This window comes from Deefgea piscis (genome assembly GCF_013284055.1).
GTDB classification, from domain to species: domain Bacteria; phylum Pseudomonadota; class Gammaproteobacteria; order Burkholderiales; family Chitinibacteraceae; genus Deefgea; species Deefgea piscis.
Genome location: NZ_CP054143.1, coordinates 3,051,924 through 3,074,190 on the forward strand (window position 1 = coordinate 3,051,924; position 22,267 = coordinate 3,074,190).

Genomic DNA, 22,267 nt, shown 5'->3' on the forward strand with positions numbered 1-22,267 from the left:
AATTAAGTAGACCTAAATCATGCCCATCAAGGAAAATTAAGTCAATATGATTGACCAAAAAATTGAAGCCGATATTGAACTCTTGTTTTATGGCTACCGTGCCTTTACCGCACAAGCGGACGCTTTACTGGCCGAACGCCAATGGGGACGCGTTCATCATCGAGTGTTGTATTTTGTTGCCAGAAATCCTGGCGTTGCCATTCACCAACTATTAAGCAAACTTGGTGTAAGCAAACAGGCATTACACGGCCCACTCAAAGCTTTGCAAGCCGCGCAATTGGTTGTCAGTCAAAGTGATGAACATGACAAACGAGTGAAAAACCTATATTTGACGCCACTTGGTCAGCAATTAGAGCATGAGCTCACCAGCCCTCAGCGCGAACTACTGCGACGCATTGAATCAGAGCTAGGCCCCGAGGTCACCACGGCATGGCGCCAGATGATGTCTACGCTAAGCCAACAAATCACATCAAAATCTTAAAACAAGCTTTTGTTGATTAGGCTCACATTCCCATTGCGTTCTAGCCGCTAAGATGAATTTAATCGTCTTTAGGGAGCCATTATCATGCCCAATTTAGCTACAACATTTTTAGATCTACCTCTGAACAACCCACTGATGAATGCCTCAGGGGTTTGGTGCAGCGTGGGCTCACAACTCGAAGCACTGCAAGAATCAGAAGCGGGCGCCATGGTGACCAAAAGCTGTACTTTACAGCCGCGCGATGGCAATCCCGAGCCGCGTTACCGCGTTCTCAACGGGGATAAGCCGTGGGGCAGTATTAATTCGATGGGTCTACCCAACGAAGGCTTTGCTTATTATTTGCGCTATACCGAGCGCCATGATTATGAGAGCAAGCCTTTATTTATTTCGATTTCGGGTCTTACGCTGGATGATAATTTAGCGATGATCGACAGCCTAAAAGACGCGGTCACACCGGCGATCTTAGAAATCAATTTGTCCTGCCCGAATGTACCGGGCAAAGCGCAGCTGGGTTATGATTTTGATGCCATGGATACTTTATTGGCTGAAGTCACCTCCGGTTACGGGCAACGTGCTTTAGGCGTTAAATTACCACCGTATTTTGATATTGCACATTTTGACGAAGCCGCTGCGATTTTAAATCGCTACCCAAGTGTTGCTTTCGTAACTTGCATTAATTCAATTGGGAATGCGCTGGCGATTGATATTGACAGCGAATCGGTCATCATCAAACCGAAAGATGGCTTTGGTGGCTTAGGTGGCGACTATGTATTGCCGACTGCACTGGCCAATGTGAATGCCTTCTATCGCCGCTGCCCAGAAAAAGCCATCATCGGCTGCGGTGGCGTGAAATCAGGCCAAGAAGCCTTTATGCACATTTTGGCGGGTGCGACTTTGGTACAAATGGGCACGGCGCTATACGAAGAAGGCCCGAGCATTTTTGGCCGAGTAAAAGCCGAACTCAGTGAAATCATGGAAAAGAAAGGCTATTCAAGCTTGTCACAATTTCATGGCAAGCTCAAAACCTTGTAATTAATCGTTCTCTTCCCGCAACCGTTCTGCATTTTCAGTGGTTCGTTTATGCACTGGATGCAGAATGGCATGCGCCATATCGGCGCTGGCTTGTGTGAGTAGCTCAGGACTGAGCAACTGATAAGAATATTGTTGCTGTGCGGCCAATGCCTCCTGCGGTGAAGTCATACTGGCGGTCACCATAGCAATTGCCGCTTGATTTTGCTGCAAAGCTTTGGCCCACAAAGCTTGCTGCATGGCACCGATTTGCTGCAAAGCAGCGACAGAAGATTCACCCACCGCTTCGAGTTTTTCCATCCCCATCTGCGTCATTTCAGCTTGTTCGGCCGCATTCGGATTCATCCCCGCTTGCGCGAGCATTTGCGTGCGCTGTGAAAAGACAAAGGCAGAATCGAGCCACATTTCTTGCGTTTTTTGTGCCAACTCATGCCATGTAGCAAACGGGTCTTGCGTTAATTGAGTCATATCATTTCTTATCAAAGAACAGCATTAATATTCGACCGGAACTGGGTCTAAACTGCGCCACAGATACCACGTGGCCACACTACACCACGGCTGCCACGCTGCGGCAAGCTCAATCAACGCAGCACGCGGTAAACGCTCACCTGCGTGGTAATGCAGTGCAATGGCTTTGATCAAACCAATATCCGCCAGCGGCAAAACATTGGGGCGCAATAAATAAAACAATAAAAACATCTCCGCCGACCAGCGCCCTATTCCGCGGATGGCGATCAAAGCTTGAATAATCGCCCCATCATCCCAGTCCACCCAAACGCTAGGGTCTAAGCGCCCCGCTTGATGCTGCGCGGCCAAATCGCAGAGGTATTCCACCTTTCTGGCCGACAAGCCACAGGCGCGTAGTGCCTCTGGATCTTGCTGCAACACGGCGGCGCTTGATACATCCCCCAGCGCCGCGCAGAATCTTGCCCAGACTGTATCAGCGGCTTTAACCGAGATTTGTTGCCCAACAATGGCTCTGGCCAAGGTATGAAAAACATCCCCTCGGCTTTGCAAACTCACCGCAGGATGCGCTGCAATCAGCTTGGCCATGATGGGGTCTTGCGCCGCCAAATGTCGGCAAGCTTGTTGCCAATAAGCGGGAAGCTGCGAGGTCATTCACCGGCCACGGTCATTTTTTCGATCAAAATCGAGCCAACATGGCGACTACTTGAGCGCAAACCGTCATCACCCACGGCAATAATTTGCTGGTACATCTCGCGCAAATTACCGGCAATGGTGATTTCTTCAACCGGATATTGAATCACGCCATTTTCAACCCAAAACCCAGCCGCGCCACGCGAATAATCCCCGGTGACCATATTGGTGCCATGCCCCAGTAATTCGGTGACCAATAAGCCCGTTCCCATCAAACCCAATAGACTGGCCGCATCGATCGTGGGCGCCACCAATAGATTATGTGGGCCACCGGCATTACCCGTGGTATCCATCCCTAGCTTGCGCGCTGAATAGCTACCAAGGAAATACCCTTGCTGCACACCGGCATCCACCACAGTACGCGCCACGGTGGCAACGCCTTCGGCATCAAAAGCCCCGCTGGCAAAGCCGCGCTTTAAAAATGGATCTTCAGTAATCGTTACGCACGGCGAAAACACCGATTTGCCTAGGCTATCGACCAAAAAGCTCGATTTTCGATACAAACTTGCGCCACTGACCGCTGCAATCCAATGTCCGATCAAAGAGCTGGCCACGGGCGCTTCAAACAGCACCGGGTATTCGCCAGTTTTTAGCCGACGTGCGCCCAATCGGCGAATCGTGCGCTCGCCAGCGCGTTGACCAATTTTCTTGGCCGAATCTAAATCGGTCTCGGCGCGCGCCGAGCTATACCAGTAATCGCGCTGCATGCCGCTTTCATCTTCGGCAATCACTGCTGCAGAAATACTGTAGCGCGTACTGGTACCCGTGCCCATAAAGCCCAAGGAATTGGCGTACACCCAGCGCGAGCCAGACGTCGATACCGTGGCACCATCAGAATTATTAATTCGCGCATCCACGCCCCGAGCGGCCGCTTCACACTCTCGCGCCAACTCAATAGCGCCTTCGACCGATAAAGGCCAAGGGTGGTATAAATCCAAATCGGGAAAGTGCGTACACAAGCGCGCCGGATCGGCCTGACCGGCAAATTCATCGGCTGCGGTGTATTTGGCAATACTTAACGCTTTATTGACCGTTTCAGCTAAAGCGGCAGTCGAAAAGTCGCTACTACTGGCATGCGCTTTTTGCTGCCCCAGATAAACGGTAACATTCACACCTTTATCTCGGTTGTATTCAATCGTTTCGATTTCGTCCAAACGAGTCGATACATTTTGGCCCGCGCCTTCGGAAACCTCAACGTCGCAAGCGGTTGCGCCTTGTTTTTGCGCCTCTTGTAACACTTGCGCGGCTAAATCACGCAGGTTTTGTTCACTAAAACTAAATTCAGACACAGAAGTTTTCCCAGAAGAACAATCAGTAACAGGGTTTCGTTTGGTATCATACTGCTTTTGCACAAGTTCTTGACACCATGACCAACCTAAATCAATACGACAGCGATGAACCCGTTGGCATCATCAGCAAGTCACAAGCCAAACGTGACGCCATTGCGTTACAAGAATTGGGCGCGACTTTGCTGGAATATACGCCAAAACAACTCGCCCCTTTGAACCTACCAGAAAACATCTTGGATGCGGTCAAAGAAGGTCGGAAAATCACGGCCAATGGTGCCACCGCTCGCCAGAAGCAGTATATCGGCAAATTGATGCGAAATATCGATCCAGCACCAATTTATGCGTTTCTTGATGCGCAAAAAGGCATTTCAAACACGCACAATATTTGGCTACACCAAATTGAGCGTTTGCGCGAAAAAATGCTCACCGATGTAAAAACCGTTGAAACCTTTATCGCTGACTACCCTGAAGTTGACATTCAACACCTGCGCCAACTGATTCGCAATTCAATCAAAGAGCGCCAACAACAAGAAGCCGGCAAACACGTACCGCCAAAAGCCTTCCGTGAATTATTTCAATTAATGAAAACATTCATCAAAGAGCCGGCAACCGGATACCAAGACCCAGAAGAAGAAGCCCCAACCAAGGATTAATTTATGCACCCCGATTCAGCTCCGATTCTTAGCGCGCAGGGTTTCTTATTTGATATGGATGGCACTTTGGTTGACTCAACGCTTTGCATTGAAAAAATCTGGCGCAATTGGGCTGAACGTCATCAAATCGATTTCTCCGCCATATTAAAAGTCATGCATGGCCGACGTGGCGAAGAAACCATTGCCTTAGTTGCACCCCATTTAGATGCTCAAGCAGAAACAGCACAGTTGATTGCTGAAGAACTACTAAGCCTAGATGGCTCGGTAGCGATTGCAGGGGCGAAGGATTTTCTTGAATCACTCGATCTTGATCAATGGGCAGTGGTCACCTCGGCACCACGCGAACTGGCGCTGGCAAAACTGGCTTTTGTAGGCCTACCGACGCCCAAACACTTAATTGGCGCAGAAGATGTAACTTTGGGTAAGCCCAATCCAGCGCCCTACTTACAAGGCGCCGCATTACTGCAGCTCAATGCTCGTGATTGCATCGCATTTGAAGATGCAGCCGCGGGGATTCGTTCAGCGCACGCAGCAGGTTCTGTTGTTATTGCCATTAGCCATGCAGCAGGGGCAGATTCCACCAGCTTGGCGCAATTTAGCGTTCGCGACTTTACTGCACTGCAATTAAATCGCATGCCATCTTGCTTTACCTTGAGTATTTCCGCATGAATTCTGCATTAAAAATTGGGCTTGTTTCTATCTCTGATCGAGCCAGCAGCGGCATTTACGAAGACCAAGGCATCCCGGCACTTGGTGAGTGGCTAGCGCAAGTACTCACTACGCCATTCACACTAGAAACGCGCCTAATTGCCGATGAGCAATCGCTGATCGAGCAAACTTTAGTGGAACTGGTTGATGTCGCCGCTTGCCAACTCGTACTCACTACGGGCGGCACCGGTCCGGCTAAACGTGATGTAACACCGGAAGCGACGCGTGCCGTAATGGATAAAGAAATGCCTGGGTTTGGCGAGCAAATGCGGCAGATTAGCTTGCACTTTGTCCCGACCGCCATTTTGTCCCGACAAACTGCAGTCATTCGCGGCAATAGTTTAATTTTAAACTTACCAGGGCAACCCAAATCGATTAAAGAAACATTAGAAGGCTTAAAAAACGACCAAGGCCAAACACTTGTGCCGGGTATTTTCTCAGCTATTCCATATTGCATTCAATTACTTGACGGTCCATACATAGAAACAGACCCTGCAATTGTAAAATCATTCCGCCCAAAATCAGCAATACGGCATTAATTGACCCATAAAAAATGGCGTGAATCTCACGCCATTTTTTATGTACCGTATTCAGTTGCATTTATTATGCTTGCCGCAACACATTCACTGTGACCCAAGCCCAATCAACCCCTTTTTCTAACACTGTACCTAAACTGACCGAAAACTTTTTATCGCGTGCATTCACTTGATAAACTTTATCCAAGCCATAATCAGCCAAATTCATAATCAAAGTATTGACACTAGTGCCATTGATTTGGTGCGGTACATACAGCGCAGTACGAACATTAGGTAATTCAAGTCCTGCAGTAAAATTCAAATCAGCAACGGTAATTGTTTCTGCACGATCTTTTTGCAGTGACTTCATCCCAACCATTACCGGTGAGACACAAATAATTTGCACCCCCACAGAAACTTCATCATCACTCAAGCGCGCAATTCGACGCAAAATACCAATACGCCAATTGGCTTCATTATTTTCACGCGAAGCTAATAATAAACTAGGCCGTATCCATTCGTTTTCAGAAAACCGTAATGTCGCGCCAAAACCGTCAGCGCTTTCATTATCAATAGACCAACTATGCCAGTCCACTTCTTGCTTGGTATTATTGGTAAAACTATATGGATTGGCGGCTAGTTTTTCTTTGGTTCTTGAAGAAACAAATCCATACAAACGCATATCCATGATTTCATCATAATCAACCGTACCTTTAGCCTCAGCACCTTGTCGATTAAATTTATCATTATCTAATTTTACATAGCGACAAATACGATCCAAACCATAAATAACATCTGCCGATTTACTAACCTTTTGTCTAGCGCTGCGTTTCACCTGACTATTACGCATACACATGGTCCAAAATACATCCAAGTGTTTGAGTAAATCACTCACCGTTGAACCACGTGAATCGGAATTCAAGCCTAATGAGGCATAACTAGAGCCGGTCATTAATTTGCCCAATGTCTCTTGAATATGCCCAATTAAATCATTCAACCCCCAATAACGATAAGGCTCTCCCAATAAATCGTTATTGATCTTCTGCGGCCCTTGCGATTCTTGCAAATTGATACAGAAATGATGCTGCGTATCTTGATATTTTCGCCCGATCTGAATGAATTTAGACCATTGCTCTAGCCAGCCATCAATCATGTCAATCTGGCGCACCGATAAATTATTATTCGATAAGGTATTGAGCATGAGCATTTGAATATATTCATCCGCACATGACGATACTTCATCTTTGCCATTTGAATAAAGCTCGAATGAATTACAATCAAAACCGCCGATTTCAGATAAGCGATACATTTGATGGGCTTGTAACCACAACTTTGGCGGCACTTTTTCAAAACGGAAGTAATGCCATTTGGCTTGAATCGCGAGATAACGCAAACTACGTGCCAATACAACAGGCATTAAAGCATCAAATGACTGTTGCGGGCTTTCACTGCCATCGGCTTGCACAAATCGCTGATAAGCATCCACCATATCGGTAGAAAAACTCACTACGGATTTCCAGAGCTGCTGCTCCATTTCTTTAGACATGCGTGGATTAGAAATATATTGGTAACAAACCGCGTCAAATGACTCTTGGATTTGTTCATCAATTAGCATTAAAGCTTGCAAGCGTTCAAATGAAACCTTATCCGCTGCAGCAATAAAATCTGTGACTAACTCGTGCACTTTATTACAACGAGATGCAGGATCTAATTGCAATATTTGTTTGCACCACTGCTGCGCAGATTTTTGATTTGCTAGCGGTGATTTTTCACGCGAAAAAAGCGAACTAATTCGATCGAGCATATTTATATCCAAACTGCATGTTTTGTCGTCAACATAAAATACGACATTTAGGCGGCAATATTCATATCTTCAAGCCACTGCTGTGCGCTCACAATATCGGCAAATACTTTTATTTCGGACTCAGAAATAACTTGATTTAACCAAACTGACCAAACCACCCACTGATCATCACTCACCACGGCCACTCGATCAAAATTTTGCCGATTTTGTTTTGAAAATCGAATCTCTTCGAGTGCCATATCGATGGTATAGCCATCCATTAATCTCAAATCGAGCAAAAGCCGGGTTGCCCCATGAAAACGAATGTCATACAAGACATTATCTTCGAACTCTTTATAGTCTTGCAGGGTAAATTGTTCAAATACCACCGCATGCGTATATTTAGCTTCGTGTGAAATACTAATCATGGCTATCCCCTCAAGTATGAACAACTAAGGTAAAACTGATCACCTAAAGATTCAGTTAGGCGTCTTCATGCTCACAATTAACCGCAGCGCGCAGCCTGCATTAATGCCTTCATTTCGACAATTGCGGTTTTTAAACCGACAAAAATTGAATGCGAAATTAAAGCATGCCCAATATTAAGCTCTTCAATTTCAGCTATAGCGGCAATGGCTTGTACATTGTGATAATGCAAACCATGCCCAGCATTAACCACCAAACCTAAAGATGCAGCATAAGTTGCCGCTTCTTTAACGCGTTCTAATTCAGATTGTTGCTCAACCCTATTTTTAGCATCAGCATAACGGCCAGTATGAATCTCAATCACTGGCGCGCCCAATTCATGGGCCATTTTAATTTGCGCGTGATCCGGATCAATAAAAATTGAAGTGCGAATCCCTGCGTCTTGTAATGTTTGAATATATCGACCGCAATGCGCTGGATTAGCTAAGACATCAAGCCCACCTTCGGTGGTCACTTCAGCACGATGCTCAGGCACCAAACAAACGTCTTGCGGCTGAATGTCTAGCGCATGGGCCAGCATTTCTTCGGTTAATGCCATTTCTAAATTCATGCGCGTTTGCAATACCGCACGCACTAACCGGACATCTTCATCACGAATATGCCGACGATCTTCACGTAGATGCAAGGTAATTAAATCCGCGCCCGCCTGCTCAGCAAGTTGCGCTGCCAACACTGGCTGTGGATAAAGCGTACCACGGGCATTGCGTACCGTTGCAACATGGTCAATATTAACACCGAGTAAAATAGAGCGAGACATGTGCAAATTAATCCTATTAATTAAGGTATAAGCCAGCAACATAGCAATAGTATGCGCTAGTAAAGCATACCCTATTATAACTTCTGCAAATCAATCAGCAATTGTCGCGTGTGCAATACGGAATCACCCAAAACTGCAGCAATCGATTGTCGCATCCACATTTTGGCCCATGGCAAAACGTTTCCGTCGGTAAAATCTCCCGCAGCAAATGCCAAAATCAGCGTTGCAGGACAAGCTGTAGCACTTTGACTGGGCACTAAACCAACGCCATATTCAAACTCATACCGTTCACGCAAATTGAGCGGTTGATCAGATCGGGCGATACGCTGCCAATCAATACCATAACCCAAGCTATCGAGTAATTGACGTTCAAACAAGCGCAAAATAGGTTCAACCGCACGCTGATCCGTGCCGAGTTTGCCTAAAGCTTGAATTGCAGAAAAATAAGCGGTAAATAAGGCGGGATTGGCCTCTTCTTTAGGACATAAACGCTGCAACAGCTCGTTCATATAAAAACCACACAACAGCGGCAAGCCGCTTAACTGGGGCAAGCCAGGCTGCCATTGTGCAGCATGCAGTGTTTTTAAATCCCCGCCCCCAAACCATGACAACAACAATGGTTGAAAACCCAGCAAAACACTGCGAATTTGCGACCCTGGTCGCTGCACGCCACGTGCGTAGAGCGTTACACGACCATGATCTCGAGAAAACACATCCAACAAGCGGCTCGTTTCACGATACGCATACTGGTGCAGAACAAAAGCAGGCTGCAAATTAATCCGCAGCTTACTTGACGAACGCGTCATACTTTATTCGTAACCGAATTGACGCACCAAACGGGTGTCATCAGCCCAACCACTTTTTACTTTGACCCAAACCTCTAAATGCACTTTGGCATCAAACAATTTTTCCATATCAATACGGGCATCGGTAGCGATTTTCTTTAATTTGGTGCCATTTTTACCAATCAAAATCGGCTTTTGATTTTCTCTATCCACCAAAATCGCTGCATAAATTCGACGTAATTCACGGCCATCAGCCAGTGTTTCTTCTTCGAATTTTTCGATTTCTACTGCCATTACATAGGGCAATTCTTCGCCCATCATGCGGAAAATTTTCTCACGAATAATTTCCGAAGCCAAAAATCGCTCGTTACGGTCGGTAATCTGATCTTCACCAAACATCGGCACTGACTCTGGTAGCAACGGTTCGATCGCCGACACCAAGACATCTAATTTCAAGCCTTTTTGGGCCGATACCGGCACAATTGCGGCAAAGTTAAAACTCTGAGCAACTTCTTCAATAAACGGGAATAACGCCGACTTATTGGGCAGCATATCGACTTTATTAATCACCAAAATAACCGGACGATCTTTAGGCAATAACTCAAGTACCGCTTGATCTGCAGGACCAAAACGCCCAGCTTCAACCACAAATAAAATCGCGTCAACATCGGCTAACGTTGTCGTTACACTACGATTCATCGCTTGATTGAGCGCATTTCTAAACCGCTTTTGAAACCCTGGCGTATCTACAAAAACAAACTGTGCAGTCTCAGAGGTTAAAATCCCAGTAATACGATGACGGGTAGTTTGTGCCTTACGCGACGTAATACTTAATTTTTGACCAATCAAATGATTCATTAACGTTGACTTACCAACGTTAGGTTGACCAACAATGGCAACAAAACCACAGCGAAAACCGTCGCTTACTGCACTTTCTTTATGTATTAAATCATTCATTTTCGTACAACCTTTTTGCCTGGAAATTGCTCACGCAATTGATGGAGTACTGCGCCAGCAGCAAGCTGCTCTGCGGCTCGCCGGCTAGTACCTTCTGCTTTTGCGCTGACTTTTAATTCAGCAATGGTGCAACTTACTTCAAAAATTTGGTCAGGTGAATCACCCTGCTGCCGTTCAATCACGTAGTTAGGCAATTCAACTTTGCGAGCTTGTAACCACTCTTGCAATGAGGTTTTTGGATCTTTCATTGCTTCTTCAGGATTAACCGCAGCAATACGCGCAGCAAACAACTGATTTAATACCGCCTCTACAGCGGCAAAGCCGCCATCGAGCCAAATCGCGCCCAAAATCGCTTCGAGTGCATCTGCCAAAATACTCGGGCGACGATGACCACCGCTTTTTAACTCCCCTTCGCCCAGCGAAAGGTAATCACCCAGCTGCAATTCACTGGCAATCACCGCCAATGACTCTTGCCGAACAAAATGCGCACGCAAACGTGACAAATCGCCTTCACTCAACTGTGGGAAAGCAAAATACAAGCTACGCGCCACAATTGAGTTCAAAATACCATCGCCAACAAACTCAAGCCGCTCATTGTGTTTCGATGAGAAACTACGATGCGTCAATGCTTGCTTTAGCAGCTTAGGCTCAGAAAAAACATAACCGAGCGTTTTTTGCAAACGCTCGGCGGGTAAGACGACTGACAAATTAAATATCCCTCAAATTATTGAACACTCGTGCCGGAAGACTGCTCAATTTGAAAATCAAACAAAAGACTCACATTAGCGACTAAAGGTACAACCTTTTCATAACTAGCTGCGATTGTCGTCACACCACCAACTTGGGTAATCGACAAATCTTTACCCGTCACGTCCGTGATGTAACCGATTGCGGCATCTTTATCAAAAGACTCACGAATCGCATCTGGACTTTGTCCGGCACTATTTTTTGCTAACTTCTGAACTGTATTTTGTATAGAAAAAAACTGGGTATACGTTGGAACGACTTTAAAGCCGACAATCAAAGCCATGGCCACCGCCATCGCGACAATAATAAAACCAAAAAAAGATAGCCCTAATTGCTTTTTCATTGCCACACCCCTATTTAATAGCAGTACCAATACGATCAAAATGTTTGAAATTCATCCAAACAAAAAACGCTTTACCAACAATATTTTCGCTAGGAACAAAACCCCAATAACGGCTATCAGCGCTATGATCCCGATTATCGCCCATCATAAAGTACTGACCTTGAGGCACCGTACATTTAAAGCCTGAATCATCGTAGCTACAATTTTCTCTAAACGGGAAGTCACCCACTTCACGCAAATTGAGCGCCGGCACTTCGGCCATATTTAATGTTTTATATTGCTTCTCATCGAGTTGCTCAACAAATTGTTGGTTATTGACCAAATAAACGCCATTCTCAACATATTGGTGCTCGCCTTGAGCTGTCGTTTTGACCGGCTTACCATTAACCGTTAGTTTTTTACCGTGATATTCAATTACATCACCGGGCAAACCAATAACCCGCTTAATATATTGAATTTTCGGATTATCTGGATAATCAAACACCATCACATCCCCACGCTCAGGCTCACCTACTGGCACGATCACTTTATTCAAGATCGGCAAGCGCAGTCCGTAAGAAAATTTATTCACTAAAATAAAATCACCTACGACCAATCCTGGACGCATAGAAGAAGATGGAATTTGAAACGGCTCAACAATAAACGAGCGCAATACAAATACCGCTAAAATAACCGGGAAAAATCCACGCGCGTACTCAACCCAATCAGCGATTTGTTTATCGCCGCGTGTTTTACCCCAAACAAATTTATCCATTGCCCAGACCACACCGGTCAGAGCAACAAAAATCAACATGGCGGCACTAATACTAAAAAACTGCACCAACAAAATAAACAAGCCAACAACAGCCAATAAATAGCCGTATTGCACCAACTGAGGTGGTTCATTATTTTTTCGTTCGTGCTTAGCCCCTGCCATAATTAAAATCGGGCCTAACACCAAAGAAAGAATACCAATTACGAGCCAATTCATTGACTGTTCCTTTTAACGAAGTCGTTTTGTTATTTGTCGCTAACTTGTAAAATTGCTAAGAAGGCTTCTTGTGGAATTTCCACATTCCCCACTTGCTTCATGCGTTTTTTACCGGCCTTTTGTTTATCTAGCAATTTACGTTTACGTGACACATCGCCACCATAACATTTAGCCAATACGTCTTTTCGCACGGCTTTAACCGTTTCACGCGCAATAATATGACTACCAATTGCCGCTTGAATTGCAATATCAAACATTTGCCGTGGAATTAACTCACGCATTTTCGAAACCAATTCACGACCACGATATTGGCTAGTACTGCGGTGAACGATCAAACTCAGCGCATCAACGCGCTCGCTATTGACCAAAACATCCAACTTCACTAAATCGCCAACGCGGAATTCTTTAAAATCATAATCGAGCGAGGCATAACCACGACTCACTGATTTGAGCTTATCAAAGAAATCCATCACCACTTCGGCCATTGGCATTTCATAGGTCAACATCACTTGACGACCCATATATTGCATATTAATTTGCATACCGCGTTTTTGATTACACAAAGTCATCACGGGGCCGACGTAATCTTGCGGCACTAAAATCGTAGCAGTAATAATCGGCTCACGGACTTCATCGTATTTTGATGGGTCTGGCAGCTTGGATGGATTTTCGATTTGCACCACTTCGCCGCCTTTGAGTACCAACTCAAAAACTACGCTTGGTGCCGTCGTAATCAAATCCATATCAAATTCGCGCTCTAAGCGTTCTTGCACAATTTCTAAATGCAAGAGTCCTAAGAAGCCACAACGGAAACCAAAGCCCAAGGCTTGCGAAACCTCAGGTTCATAATGCAAGGACGCATCATTGAGCTGAAGTTTTTCTAAACTATCACGCAGCTTTTCATAATCATGACTTTCTACTGGATAAAGTCCGGCAAAAACTTGTGATTTAACATCCTTAAATCCCGGCAAGGCAGCTGCAGCAGGATGTTTAACGGTGGTGATGGTATCGCCCACTTTGGCGCTGGCAATTTCTTTAATACCAGCAATGATAAAGCCAACTTCACCAGCACGAAGCGCATCGCGTTGTACTGACTTAGGTGTAAATACGCCGACTTGTTCACACAAGTGCTGTGCCTTGGTCGACATAAATAAAATCTTGTCTTTCGGGCGGATTTCACCATCAATAACGCGAACCAACATAATCACGCCAACATAATTATCAAACCAAGAGTCAATAATTAGCGCTTTTAATGGACCATCTGGATCGCCTTTCGGACAGGGTATCTTGTTGACAACCTCTTCCAGAATGTCTTCGATACCAATACCCGACTTGGCCGAAGCATGAACCGCATTCACCGCCTCAATACCAATAATGTCTTCGACTTCTTGTGCAACCCGATCAGGATCGGCAGCAGGCAAGTCAATTTTGTTGAGCACAGTACGCACTTCAACACCGAGTTCAAGCGCGGTGTAGCAGTTAGCGACGGTTTGTGCCTCAACGCCTTGCGAGGCATCAACCACCAACAACGCACCTTCACAGGCGGCCAGCGATCGGCTCACTTCATAGCTAAAGTCAACGTGGCCTGGGGTATCAATCAAATTGAGATTGTATATTTTGCCGTCACGTGCTTTGTATTTTAAAGCCGCAGTTTGCGCTTTAATGGTAATGCCACGCTCTTTTTCAATATCCATGGAATCAAGGACTTGGGCGCTCATTTCACGCATTTCCAAGCCACCACAAAATTGAATAAAACGATCAGCCAAGGTACTTTTACCGTGGTCGATGTGCGCGATAATAGAGAAATTACGAATGTGATCCATGAGTCCCGCAGCCACTAAGCTGTTACACAATTTGCGAATAGAAAAAGGCACGCTGCGCGTGCCCATACTAGCGATAACCGCCTATTTTAACTGATTTTTGCCAGGCTAGCATCCAAAGCCTGTTGATCAAGGTGGTAATGACAGATTTCAACACCATCAGAATCAAGCAAAACCGGCACCCACTCACCGTATTTTGCCTCTAATTCATCAATATCATCGATATCAATCCACTCAAGCTCAAATCGTCCAGCAGCTTGCGCCAACAACTGCGCTTGCATCTGTGTACATAGGCTGCAATAGGCGCGGCCATATAATTTTAATTTCATAAACCCTTTACGCGCGCTACTGCGCCCAATGCAAACCAGAAAAAACAACCATTATTGCCGTCCCGCGCACATCGTAGAGCCTGATGTGGCTGACATAATTTCGACCACTCGCGGCTGAAATGCTTGCATTTTGGCATTACGCCAACGCAGCACTACAAACGCAATAACAAAACCCAGCGCAGCACCCAACAAGGACGCCAACTCAGACCAAGCCGCTGGCGCAACCAACAAAGCCAATGCAGCCCCCAACAGCAACAACAACAAAGGCAAGCCATAACCCCACAGCGCACTTTGCAGCAACACCCCGTCATTTACCGCCACTTTTACCCAGTCGCTAGCCTTTGCCCCCAATTGATTTTGCACCGGATAGCTCTCTTGCCCCTGCCCAAACAAGCGCGTAATCGCCACAGACTTGCAGCCATATTTTGGATCGCAATTACCACAAGGACTACGAGGCCGGATTTTGACCCATGCCTGCCCACCTTCACAGCGCTCAACTTGCGCCTCTGTGATTATCATTCTGAGATTAAACCTTATTCATTAATTCAACGCAGCGTATACGCTTTAGCAAAACGCTCCACCGTCACGGCAGGCACTTCACCCAAGCAGCTCAATAAATATTGATCAACTTGCCGCGCATACAAATGAATCGCACCTTGATGCGCCAACCCAAGGGGAATATTGGCATTCATCGGCTCAACAAACACCGACAGCGTTACCGCCCCATCACTAAATAAGTAGTGCACCACTTCGCGTGATTTATGCGGCAAGCTTCGGGTGCTTTTTTTGATCAGCTTAAAACCCGGCACAGTCGGCTTAATTCGCCATTTTTTATCTTCAGCCAGATCCAACACAGCGCCGTCATTCACCTTTACGCTACGTAACGGATAAATGGGCTTTAGCAATTTTTGATTAATTTTGCCGCCAACCTGAATTTGGGTAAAGCTAAACGACTGCACCATTTCTTGGCGCATACCCATCATCAACCATTTCAAAATCAAACCACTTTCATCATCCACCCAAAAACGCTGCGGATAACGGTAAGCATCCAATGGATCAAGCTGATAAATCGTCGTCTCTCGACCAACAACCCGCTCACGCCCTACTTTAGAAACCCCGTAAGAATGCAGCAACTCGCTCACATCATCAGGCAAATGATTTGGAAATAATTTAGAGGTATAGCGACGATCCAATTGCACAGCATAGCCTTGCGCCGGATACATGCTTACTTTATCACCCACTCGCAAATACTCACGCGGCTCACCATCTAATAGCTCACGGTGCTCTGCGGCCACGCCATTCTCGATCGCATGACTGATTTTATAATTGGCAATATTCTCGCCTGATTGATAAATATAATTGCCCGTATAGCTCACCGCCTCGGCGGCCGACGCAGATCGCGCCAACACACGCTGCGCTTCAGCTTTATCTAAAGGCGTGGCTTGCGCGCTAAAGGCGCATAAACATCCCAATATAACCACAATTTGGCAATACACTTTCACCACCATCAATGCTGCTCTCCAACTTCAAAATGCGCTTGAGCAAATTGCTCAGAGGCCAAAGGATTTGAAAAGCCGTCCCGATGCGCAACCAAATAAGGGCTAATTTCTGCTGATTTTAATTCAATCGGTTTTTGCTGCGCCATCACATTAACAGGCAAAGCGCTTGGTAAAGTATATTGCCACGCGATCAAACCGACAAAAACCACGGAAGCAACCGCCGCCAATGGCACCCACGGTGTTTTCTTTGGTCGCAACTGGCGAGGCGCAATCACCACCGGCTCTTGCGCCAATCTGGCAGAAAATTTTTGCATAAATTCAGACGACGTCGTCAGATGCGGCTGCCCAATCGCATCTCGCGCCAAATGCCAACGACACCAATCCTCTTGCTGCTCTGCCGACGCAAGCAACTCATCCACTACAGCTGCAACATCTTGCGGCGCAACTTCACAATCCATTAAGGCTGAAATTTTTTCACTCATACTACAAACCCCTGTCTTTAACCGCCGCCATACGCCACGCCCGACTACCAGCGTTTATCCTTGCCCACATCGCCCAGCAAAGGACGCAGGCGATTGGCAATCGCCTCCCGCGCGCGAAAGATACGCGAACGCACGGTACCTATCGGACAATCCATCGCCAAAGCGATTTCGTCATAACTCATCCCATCCATCTCACGCAAAGTAATCGCTTCGCGCAATTCATCAGGCAAAGCATCAACCGCCTCATTGACTGTAGAGACAATCTGCTTATTGGATAGTTCAGTCTCTGGCGTATGAAAGTCTGGTACTAATGCAGCCGCATCGACGGTATCGCCATCCTCATCTTCATACTCCGCAGACAAAATCGGCCGGCGACCCAACGTCGACAGGTAGTTTTTCGCGGTATTAATCGCAATGCGATACAGCCAAGTATAAAACGCACTTTCACCGCGAAAAGACGGCAAAGCCCGATAGGCCTTAATAAAAGCCTCTTGGGTTACGTCTTCGATTTCATTTTGATCACGAATCATTCTCGACAACAGTCGCACCACACGTCGCTGATACTTTACAACCAACAGTTCAAAAGCACGCTGGTCGCCATTTTGCGCCCGCAAGACCAATTCATGATCTAAATCGCGCTCACTGATTTTAAGCAAGGGTAAAAACTCCCACAGTTAATTGCATTTATTACATTTCAACCTTGATATATTGGGTTTGGCTTGAAAATTGCAAGCCACATTGTTGTAAGCCAAGCCAGAGATCGTTCGCTCTGTTAATATTTGCCCATCCATTTTTCGAAATAAATCACCATGCGCACATTTGATGTATTGATTCTGGGCAGCGGACTCGGTGGCATGACCATCGCACTTCAATTGGCAAACCAACTTAAAGTCGGCCTCATTACCAAACGCGCGCTTCGCGATGGTGGCAGCGGATGGGCACAAGGTGGTATCGCCGCAGTACTCGACGGCTCCGACAGCAGCGAGCTACACATCAATGACACGCAAGTGGCTGGCGCAGGTTTGTGCGACCTTGACGCTACTCGATTTATCATCGAAAACTCCAAAGAAGCCATTGATTGGCTCATCGAAATGGGCGTGCCTTTCACCAAAGACGACGAAGGCCAAACCAGCTACCACGGCTTTCATCTCACCAGAGAAGGTGGCCACAGTCACCGCCGAATCATTCATGCCGCCGACGCTACAGGCGCGGCAGTGATTGACACGCTGGCTATCAAAGTAGCCGCACACCCGAATATTACCGTACTTGAAGAACATATCGCCGTCGATTTAATTACTGATAAAACCAGCGAAAATCGCTGCATCGGCGCCTATGTATACAACAAAATCGCCGACCAAGTTGAAACCATTCTTGCGCAACACACCGTACTCGCTACTGGCGGCGCTGGCAAAGTCTATCTGTATACCACCAATCCGGATGTGGCCACTGGCGACGGCATCGCCATGGGCTGGCGCGCAGGTTGCCGCGTTGCCAATATGGAATTCATTCAATTTCACCCAACCTGCCTCTACCATCCCCACGCTAAATCTTTTTTGATTACCGAAGCCGTGCGCGGTGAAGGCGGCATCTTGCGTCTACCGGACGGCACGCGATTTATGCCCAATCACGATGAGCGGGCAGAATTAGCGCCTCGGGATATCGTGGCGCGCGCCATTGACTTTGAAATGAAAAAAGGCGGCTTTGATTGTGTTTATTTAGACATTTCCTATAAACCCGCCGCCTTTGTTAAAGAGCACTTCCCCAATATTTACCTGCGCTGCCTTGAGCTGGGTATCGACATCACTAAAGAACCGATTCCCGTGGTACCCGCCGCGCATTATACGTGCGGCGGTTTAGTCACCAATCTGAACGGGCAAACCGACGTTGCCGGCCTTTACGGTGTAGGTGAAGTAGCTTGCACCGGTCTACACGGCGCCAATCGACTCGCCTCAAACTCCTTGCTTGAATGCATGGTTTTAGGCAAATCGGCCGCCGAGCACATCTTACAACAAACCCCTCGCACCCTCCCTCACGTTGCCGAATGGGATGAAAGCCGCGTAACCGACCCTGACGAAGAAGTGGTGATTTCCCACAACTGGGACGAGCTGCGACGCTTTATGTGGGACTACGTTGGCATCGTGCGCACCACCAAACGACTTGAGCGCGCACTACACCGGATTGAATTACTCAAGAGCGAAATTCATGAGTTTTATCGCAATTTCCGCGTATCAAACGATTTAATTGAATTACGTAATCTGGTTATTACCGCCGAGCTTATCGTTCGTTGCGCCATGGCCAGAAAAGAAAGCCGTGGCCTACATTACAGCCGGGATTACCCAGACATGGCTCCGCAAGCCAAACCGACCATTCTTACGCCACAGTCTAATAGAAAATAAAAAAAGCGCCGCACTCACCGCGGCGCTTTTTTTCAGACAAAAATCAAATCAGACTCAATAGTCGATACACCCCAAAAGCCATAATCACCAAACCAAAGCTAGGACGAACTCCAGGGTAATTTAATACGCGCATAAAGCGTGCGGCAAAAAACCCCATCAGCAACAAGTTCGGCAGCGTCCCCAAACCAAACGCCAACATCACCGCCCCACCCTTGAATGCCGATGCCGTTGATAGCGCGGCCAAGCTGGCGGTATAAACCAGACCACAAGGAATCCAGCCCCATAAAAAACCAATCAAAGGTGTATGCCATACCGAACGTATCGGTAAAAAACGCCGTAAAATCGGTTGAATCGCCCGCCAAAGCGGCTGGCCGACTTTCTCAACTTGAGTGAGCCACAACGACCAACCTGCAATATATAAACCCAAAACAATGAGCAATATATTGGCCAAAATAAATAAAATTGATTTTAATATCTGCAGCTGACCAAGGGCAGTAAAGCTCGCAATGCCACCCAATATTGCGCCTACAGCGACATACCCTGCTAAGCGGCCAAAATTAAAGCCCAAGTCGTACATCCACCTTGGGCCTTTGGGTAAATTGGCACTAAACGCTGCAACAATACCACCACACATCCCTGCGCAGTGACCGCCGCCGAGTAAACCTGCTAAAAATAACGCCAGCCAATCTAGTTCAAGCATACCGCTTCACAAGCAATTAAATCAGCTGAGAATACCTTGCTTTAGTCGCTTTTGTCCGTAAATACGCATCAAACACCATCGCAATCGAACGAATCAACATCCGTCCTTTAGGCGTTACCACGATAGAATCCGCTTCCAACACCAACAAACCATCTGCAACAAAAGGCTTAAGCAGCTCAAGCTCTTCGGCAAAGTAGTCAACAAAATCAATCATGTAGCCAGATTCAAACGTCTGAAAGAATAATTCAAACTGACACATTAAAGCCTGAATCACCGCACGGCGCAGCGCATCATCTCGATTCATGGTCAAGCCACGTTCAATCGGAAATTCATTTACGGCTAGCTTGGCGTAATACGCTTCTAATGTTTTCACATTTTGGTAGTAGCTCGCACCAACTTTACCAATCGAAGACACGCCAAATGCCAGCAAATCACAATCGGCATGCGTTGAATAACCTTGGAAATTTCGCTGCAAGCGGCCACGACGTTGCGCGACGGCCAAATCATCATTGGGTAGCGCAAAGTGATCCATCCCAATTAAGACATAACCGGCCTGAGTTAATTGCTCGATTGAATTTTGTAAAATATCGAGCTTCACTTCTGCCGATGGCAACTCATCGGCATTGATCCGACGTTGTGGCATAAATCGCTCGGGCAAATGCGCGTAGTTATATAGCGCAATACGATCAGGCTTGAGCAACAGCACGCGATCAATGGTTTCCGCCAGCGATGCCGCCGTTTGTTTTGGCAAACCATAAATCAAATCAACGCTGACCGAGCGAAAACCATACATTCTAGCCGCTTCAATCACGGTGCGCGTTTCGGCTTCCGATTGCACGCGATTGACTGCAACCTGCACCTCGGGATTAAAATCTTGAATGCCAACACTCATTCGATTAAAGCCAAGATTGGCCAAATGCTTAATCGTCTCTTCACCGACTTTGCGCGGGTCAATTTCAATTGAATACTCGCCATTTTCCAGCAAAGTAAAATGGGTATTGACCACATCCATTAAACGCTGCAGCTGAGCATGCGACAAAAAGGTCGGCGTGCCGCCCCCTAAGTGCAACTGGCTTACTTTAGGTCGATTCGGCAACAAATCACCGTACATCTTTACCTCTTGCGTGAGATAATCGAGGTATTCATCGGCTTTAGACTGATCTTTAGTAATAATTTTATTACAACCGCAGTAGTAACATATCGTATTACAGAACGGCAAATGGAAGTACAATGACAAAGGCATCGACAAAGCGCCAGGCATGCGCTGACTTAGGCAAGCCGAATGCGCCTCTTGGCTAAGGCCAGCAACAAATCGATCTGCGGTTGGGTAGGAGGTATATCGAGGGCCTTTGCCATCGTAACGCACGATTAACTCACGATCGAAATCAATAGCTGGCGCAGTAATGTTAATTTTTTTCGAGATCATGGTCTTTCCCAGTAACTTTACTTTGGTCGCAGGATAAGATGGACCTGTAGAATAAAGTTTGATCTAAATCAGATAAAATATAACATCCCTCTTTATAGATAGCTGATTTTGCTTTACAACAGCTGCTGAAATTATCATTCAAGCGTACATCGAGCCTTATATGATTCAAAATATTCAAATACGCGAACTCACTCCTCGCCACCTTCGTCAATCATGTTCTAACTGCAGCTTGCGTGAACTTTGCCTCCCTATCGGTCTTAACCCCGAAGAAATGCAAGAGCTCGATGCCATTATCACGCAAGCCCGACCGATCAAACGCGGCGAAGCCCTTTACCGTGCAGGTGAACCATTTAAATCGCTGTTTGCCATCCGCGTTGGTTTTTTTAAAGCCAGTGTGATTTCCGAAGATGGCCGAGAACAAGTCACTGGCTTTCATATGTCAGGTGAATTAATGGGCATGGATGCGATTAGTTCAGACTTTCACACTTGCGACGCCATCGCACTCGAAGACAGTGAAGTATGTGAACTGCCGTTTGGCGAAATTGAAGAATTAGCCGGCGATGTACCGCTCTTGCAGCGCCACCTATATAAAGTAATGAGCCGCGAAATCGTTCGCGATCATGGCGTCATGCTGCTATTAGGTAATATGAAAGCAGAAGAACGCTTGGCAGCCTTTTTACTCAATCTATCGCAACGCTTTGCCATTCGCGGCTACTCATCGACTAGCTTTCATTTGCGGATGACGCGTGAAGAAATCGGTAGCTACCTCGGGCTCAAACTTGAAACCGTCAGCCGCACGCTATCAAAATTTCAAGACCAAGGTTTTATCAAAGTTCAAAATCGATTAATTGAAATCATTGATGGTGACAGTTTGAAAAAGCTGTTGAGCAACTGCCAAGGCGAATAATCTCGCACGGGCTGCCCAATTCATCACGGCAGCCCAATGGAGCTACA

The 22,267-nt window shown here is 46.5% G+C and carries 26 protein-coding genes; 7 read left to right on the forward strand and 19 right to left on the reverse strand.

All coding sequences use genetic code 11. The features are described 5' to 3' along the window. Window positions 1–46: 46 nt before the first annotated feature. Window positions 47–481 (forward strand): MarR family winged helix-turn-helix transcriptional regulator, encoded by a 435-nt coding sequence (locus HQN60_RS14250; protein ID WP_254456638.1) that lies wholly within the window; start codon window positions 47–49, stop codon window positions 479–481. A gap of 84 nt (window positions 482–565) precedes the next feature. After that, window positions 566–1,513: a dihydroorotate oxidase gene (locus tag HQN60_RS14255; protein WP_173534289.1), complete on the forward strand. Its 948-nt coding sequence runs from the start codon at window positions 566–568 to the stop codon at window positions 1,511–1,513. Here HQN60_RS14255 and HQN60_RS14260 read toward each other — a convergent pair whose 3' ends face one another. Genes HQN60_RS14260 through pmbA form a run of 3 tightly spaced genes read right to left on the reverse strand, consistent with a single transcriptional unit; the run spans window position 1,514 to window position 3,957 of the window. Then, complete coding sequence (locus HQN60_RS14260) at window positions 1,514–1,978, reverse strand: polyhydroxyalkanoate granule-associated phasin (RefSeq protein WP_173534290.1); 465 nt, start codon at window positions 1,976–1,978, stop codon at window positions 1,514–1,516. 24 nt (window positions 1,979–2,002) lie between these two features. Beyond that, entirely contained in the window at window positions 2,003–2,629 is a 627-nt protein-coding gene (locus tag HQN60_RS14265) for a DNA-3-methyladenine glycosylase family protein (protein WP_173534291.1), read from the reverse strand. Then, window positions 2,626–3,957: a metalloprotease PmbA gene (gene pmbA / locus HQN60_RS14270; RefSeq protein WP_173534292.1), complete on the reverse strand. Its 1,332-nt coding sequence runs from the start codon at window positions 3,955–3,957 to the stop codon at window positions 2,626–2,628. Before pmbA ends, HQN60_RS14265 begins: the two co-directional genes overlap by 4 nt. 77 nt (window positions 3,958–4,034) lie before the next feature. On the opposite strand from pmbA, the gene yjgA reads away from it, so the two are divergent. From yjgA to mog, 3 genes are read left to right on the forward strand one after another with little or no spacing between them, the layout of a single operon-like run. Then, entirely contained in the window at window positions 4,035–4,610 is a 576-nt protein-coding gene (yjgA, locus tag HQN60_RS14275; protein WP_173534293.1) for a ribosome biogenesis factor YjgA, read from the forward strand. A 3-nt stretch (window positions 4,611–4,613) separates the two neighbouring features. After that, the gene (locus tag HQN60_RS14280; RefSeq protein WP_173534294.1) at window positions 4,614–5,279 is read left to right on the forward strand and encodes an HAD-IA family hydrolase; all 666 of its coding nucleotides are present in this window, start codon (window positions 4,614–4,616) and stop codon (window positions 5,277–5,279) included. Continuing rightward, window positions 5,276–5,857, forward strand: a complete 582-nt coding sequence (gene mog, locus HQN60_RS14285) for a molybdopterin adenylyltransferase (protein ID WP_173534295.1) — start codon at window positions 5,276–5,278, stop codon at window positions 5,855–5,857. The genes HQN60_RS14280 and mog overlap by 4 nt, the downstream gene beginning before the upstream one ends. A 64-nt stretch (window positions 5,858–5,921) precedes the next feature. On the opposite strand, the gene HQN60_RS14290 is transcribed toward mog, so the two are convergent. The 14 genes from HQN60_RS14290 to rpoE form a co-directional block, all read right to left on the reverse strand. Beyond that, on the reverse strand, window positions 5,922–7,637 hold the full coding sequence (locus HQN60_RS14290) for a cyclic-di-GMP receptor FimW-related protein (protein ID WP_173534296.1): 1,716 nt from the start codon (window positions 7,635–7,637) through the stop codon (window positions 5,922–5,924). 47 nt (window positions 7,638–7,684) lie between these two features. Beyond that, a complete protein-coding gene (locus tag HQN60_RS14295) occupies window positions 7,685–8,044 on the reverse strand; it encodes a SpoIIAA family protein (RefSeq protein WP_173534297.1) in 360 nt (119 codons plus the stop codon). 77 nt (window positions 8,045–8,121) lie between these two features. Then, window positions 8,122–8,859, reverse strand: coding sequence for a pyridoxine 5'-phosphate synthase (pdxJ, locus tag HQN60_RS14300; RefSeq protein WP_173534298.1), 738 nt, complete (start codon window positions 8,857–8,859; stop codon window positions 8,122–8,124). Between the two features lie 74 nt (window positions 8,860–8,933). Beyond that, entirely contained in the window at window positions 8,934–9,665 is a 732-nt protein-coding gene (gene recO, locus HQN60_RS14305) for a DNA repair protein RecO (RefSeq protein ID WP_173534299.1), read from the reverse strand. A 3-nt stretch (window positions 9,666–9,668) separates the two neighbouring features. Then, window positions 9,669–10,601 carry a GTPase Era gene (gene era, locus HQN60_RS14310; RefSeq protein ID WP_173534300.1) on the reverse strand — a complete coding sequence of 311 codons (933 nt, stop codon included), beginning with the start codon at window positions 10,599–10,601 and terminating at the stop codon, window positions 9,669–9,671. Continuing rightward, the gene (gene rnc, locus HQN60_RS14315) at window positions 10,598–11,308 is read right to left on the reverse strand and encodes a ribonuclease III (RefSeq protein WP_173534301.1); all 711 of its coding nucleotides are present in this window, start codon (window positions 11,306–11,308) and stop codon (window positions 10,598–10,600) included. The genes era and rnc overlap by 4 nt, the downstream gene beginning before the upstream one ends. Before the next feature lie 17 nt (window positions 11,309–11,325). After that, the gene (locus tag HQN60_RS14320) at window positions 11,326–11,691 is read right to left on the reverse strand and encodes a DUF4845 domain-containing protein (protein ID WP_173534302.1); all 366 of its coding nucleotides are present in this window, start codon (window positions 11,689–11,691) and stop codon (window positions 11,326–11,328) included. A gap of 10 nt (window positions 11,692–11,701) precedes the next feature. Next, a complete protein-coding gene (lepB, locus tag HQN60_RS14325; RefSeq protein WP_173534303.1) occupies window positions 11,702–12,661 on the reverse strand; it encodes a signal peptidase I in 960 nt (319 codons plus the stop codon). Window positions 12,662–12,690: 29 nt separating this feature from the next. Further along, a complete protein-coding gene (lepA, locus tag HQN60_RS14330) occupies window positions 12,691–14,484 on the reverse strand; it encodes a translation elongation factor 4 (RefSeq protein ID WP_173534304.1) in 1,794 nt (597 codons plus the stop codon). An 86-nt stretch (window positions 14,485–14,570) separates the two neighbouring features. Next, on the reverse strand, window positions 14,571–14,810 hold the full coding sequence (locus HQN60_RS14335; RefSeq protein ID WP_173534305.1) for a glutaredoxin family protein: 240 nt from the start codon (window positions 14,808–14,810) through the stop codon (window positions 14,571–14,573). 51 nt (window positions 14,811–14,861) lie between these two features. Continuing rightward, window positions 14,862–15,329: a SoxR reducing system RseC family protein gene (locus tag HQN60_RS14340; protein WP_173534306.1), complete on the reverse strand. Its 468-nt coding sequence runs from the start codon at window positions 15,327–15,329 to the stop codon at window positions 14,862–14,864. Between the two features lie 26 nt (window positions 15,330–15,355). Next, entirely contained in the window at window positions 15,356–16,318 is a 963-nt protein-coding gene (locus HQN60_RS14345) for a MucB/RseB C-terminal domain-containing protein (RefSeq protein WP_254456723.1), read from the reverse strand. Continuing rightward, on the reverse strand, window positions 16,318–16,791 hold the full coding sequence (locus HQN60_RS14350; protein ID WP_173534308.1) for a sigma-E factor negative regulatory protein: 474 nt from the start codon (window positions 16,789–16,791) through the stop codon (window positions 16,318–16,320). Before HQN60_RS14350 ends, HQN60_RS14345 begins: the two co-directional genes overlap by 1 nt. A gap of 44 nt (window positions 16,792–16,835) precedes the next feature. Then, the gene (gene rpoE, locus HQN60_RS14355; RefSeq protein ID WP_173534724.1) at window positions 16,836–17,438 is read right to left on the reverse strand and encodes an RNA polymerase sigma factor RpoE; all 603 of its coding nucleotides are present in this window, start codon (window positions 17,436–17,438) and stop codon (window positions 16,836–16,838) included. A gap of 162 nt (window positions 17,439–17,600) precedes the next feature. Between rpoE and nadB the strand changes: the two genes are divergently transcribed. Then, entirely contained in the window at window positions 17,601–19,187 is a 1,587-nt protein-coding gene (gene nadB / locus HQN60_RS14360) for an L-aspartate oxidase (RefSeq protein WP_173534309.1), read from the forward strand. Window positions 19,188–19,230: 43 nt separating this feature from the next. Here the strand turns inward: nadB and HQN60_RS14365 are convergent, their stop codons facing one another. Then, on the reverse strand, window positions 19,231–19,887 hold the full coding sequence (locus HQN60_RS14365) for a sulfite exporter TauE/SafE family protein (RefSeq protein ID WP_173534310.1): 657 nt from the start codon (window positions 19,885–19,887) through the stop codon (window positions 19,231–19,233). A gap of 16 nt (window positions 19,888–19,903) precedes the next feature. After that, entirely contained in the window at window positions 19,904–21,313 is a 1,410-nt protein-coding gene (hemN, locus tag HQN60_RS14370; RefSeq protein ID WP_173534311.1) for an oxygen-independent coproporphyrinogen III oxidase, read from the reverse strand. A gap of 160 nt (window positions 21,314–21,473) precedes the next feature. On the opposite strand from hemN, the gene fnr reads away from it, so the two are divergent. Then, window positions 21,474–22,220 carry a fumarate/nitrate reduction transcriptional regulator Fnr gene (gene fnr, locus HQN60_RS14375; protein ID WP_173534312.1) on the forward strand — a complete coding sequence of 249 codons (747 nt, stop codon included), beginning with the start codon at window positions 21,474–21,476 and terminating at the stop codon, window positions 22,218–22,220. Window positions 22,221–22,267 lie beyond the last annotated feature (47 nt).

Bases quoted from the DNA above. Each gene is read 5' to 3' on its own strand.
- mog (WP_173534295.1), top strand. From the start codon at position 5,276: ATGAATTCTGCATTAAAAATTGGGCTTGTTTCTATCTCTGATCGAGCC.
- HQN60_RS14290 (WP_173534296.1), bottom strand. From the start codon at position 7,637: ATGCTCGATCGAATTAGTTCGCTTTTTTCGCGTGAAAAATCACCGCTA.
- HQN60_RS14345 (WP_254456723.1), bottom strand. From the start codon at position 16,318: ATGGTGGTGAAAGTGTATTGCCAAATTGTGGTTATATTGGGATGTTTA.
- HQN60_RS14365 (WP_173534310.1), bottom strand. From the start codon at position 19,887: ATGCTTGAACTAGATTGGCTGGCGTTATTTTTAGCAGGTTTACTCGGC.
- yjgA (WP_173534293.1), top strand. From the start codon at position 4,035: ATGACCAACCTAAATCAATACGACAGCGATGAACCCGTTGGCATCATC.
- fnr (WP_173534312.1), top strand. From the start codon at position 21,474: ATGATTCAAAATATTCAAATACGCGAACTCACTCCTCGCCACCTTCGT.
- lepB (WP_173534303.1), bottom strand. From the start codon at position 12,661: ATGAATTGGCTCGTAATTGGTATTCTTTCTTTGGTGTTAGGCCCGATT.
- HQN60_RS14255 (WP_173534289.1), top strand. From the start codon at position 566: ATGCCCAATTTAGCTACAACATTTTTAGATCTACCTCTGAACAACCCA.
- HQN60_RS14320 (WP_173534302.1), bottom strand. From the start codon at position 11,691: ATGAAAAAGCAATTAGGGCTATCTTTTTTTGGTTTTATTATTGTCGCG.
- HQN60_RS14350 (WP_173534308.1), bottom strand. From the start codon at position 16,791: ATGAGTGAAAAAATTTCAGCCTTAATGGATTGTGAAGTTGCGCCGCAA.
- nadB (WP_173534309.1), top strand. From the start codon at position 17,601: ATGCGCACATTTGATGTATTGATTCTGGGCAGCGGACTCGGTGGCATG.
- HQN60_RS14295 (WP_173534297.1), bottom strand. From the start codon at position 8,044: ATGATTAGTATTTCACACGAAGCTAAATATACGCATGCGGTGGTATTT.
- hemN (WP_173534311.1), bottom strand. From the start codon at position 21,313: ATGATCTCGAAAAAAATTAACATTACTGCGCCAGCTATTGATTTCGAT.
- HQN60_RS14340 (WP_173534306.1), bottom strand. From the start codon at position 15,329: ATGATAATCACAGAGGCGCAAGTTGAGCGCTGTGAAGGTGGGCAGGCA.
- era (WP_173534300.1), bottom strand. From the start codon at position 10,601: ATGAATGATTTAATACATAAAGAAAGTGCAGTAAGCGACGGTTTTCGC.
- lepA (WP_173534304.1), bottom strand. From the start codon at position 14,484: ATGGATCACATTCGTAATTTCTCTATTATCGCGCACATCGACCACGGT.
- HQN60_RS14280 (WP_173534294.1), top strand. From the start codon at position 4,614: ATGCACCCCGATTCAGCTCCGATTCTTAGCGCGCAGGGTTTCTTATTT.
- recO (WP_173534299.1), bottom strand. From the start codon at position 9,665: ATGACGCGTTCGTCAAGTAAGCTGCGGATTAATTTGCAGCCTGCTTTT.
- HQN60_RS14335 (WP_173534305.1), bottom strand. From the start codon at position 14,810: ATGAAATTAAAATTATATGGCCGCGCCTATTGCAGCCTATGTACACAG.
- HQN60_RS14250 (WP_254456638.1), top strand. From the start codon at position 47: ATGATTGACCAAAAAATTGAAGCCGATATTGAACTCTTGTTTTATGGC.
- pdxJ (WP_173534298.1), bottom strand. From the start codon at position 8,859: ATGTCTCGCTCTATTTTACTCGGTGTTAATATTGACCATGTTGCAACG.
- HQN60_RS14260 (WP_173534290.1), bottom strand. From the start codon at position 1,978: ATGACTCAATTAACGCAAGACCCGTTTGCTACATGGCATGAGTTGGCA.
- HQN60_RS14265 (WP_173534291.1), bottom strand. From the start codon at position 2,629: ATGACCTCGCAGCTTCCCGCTTATTGGCAACAAGCTTGCCGACATTTG.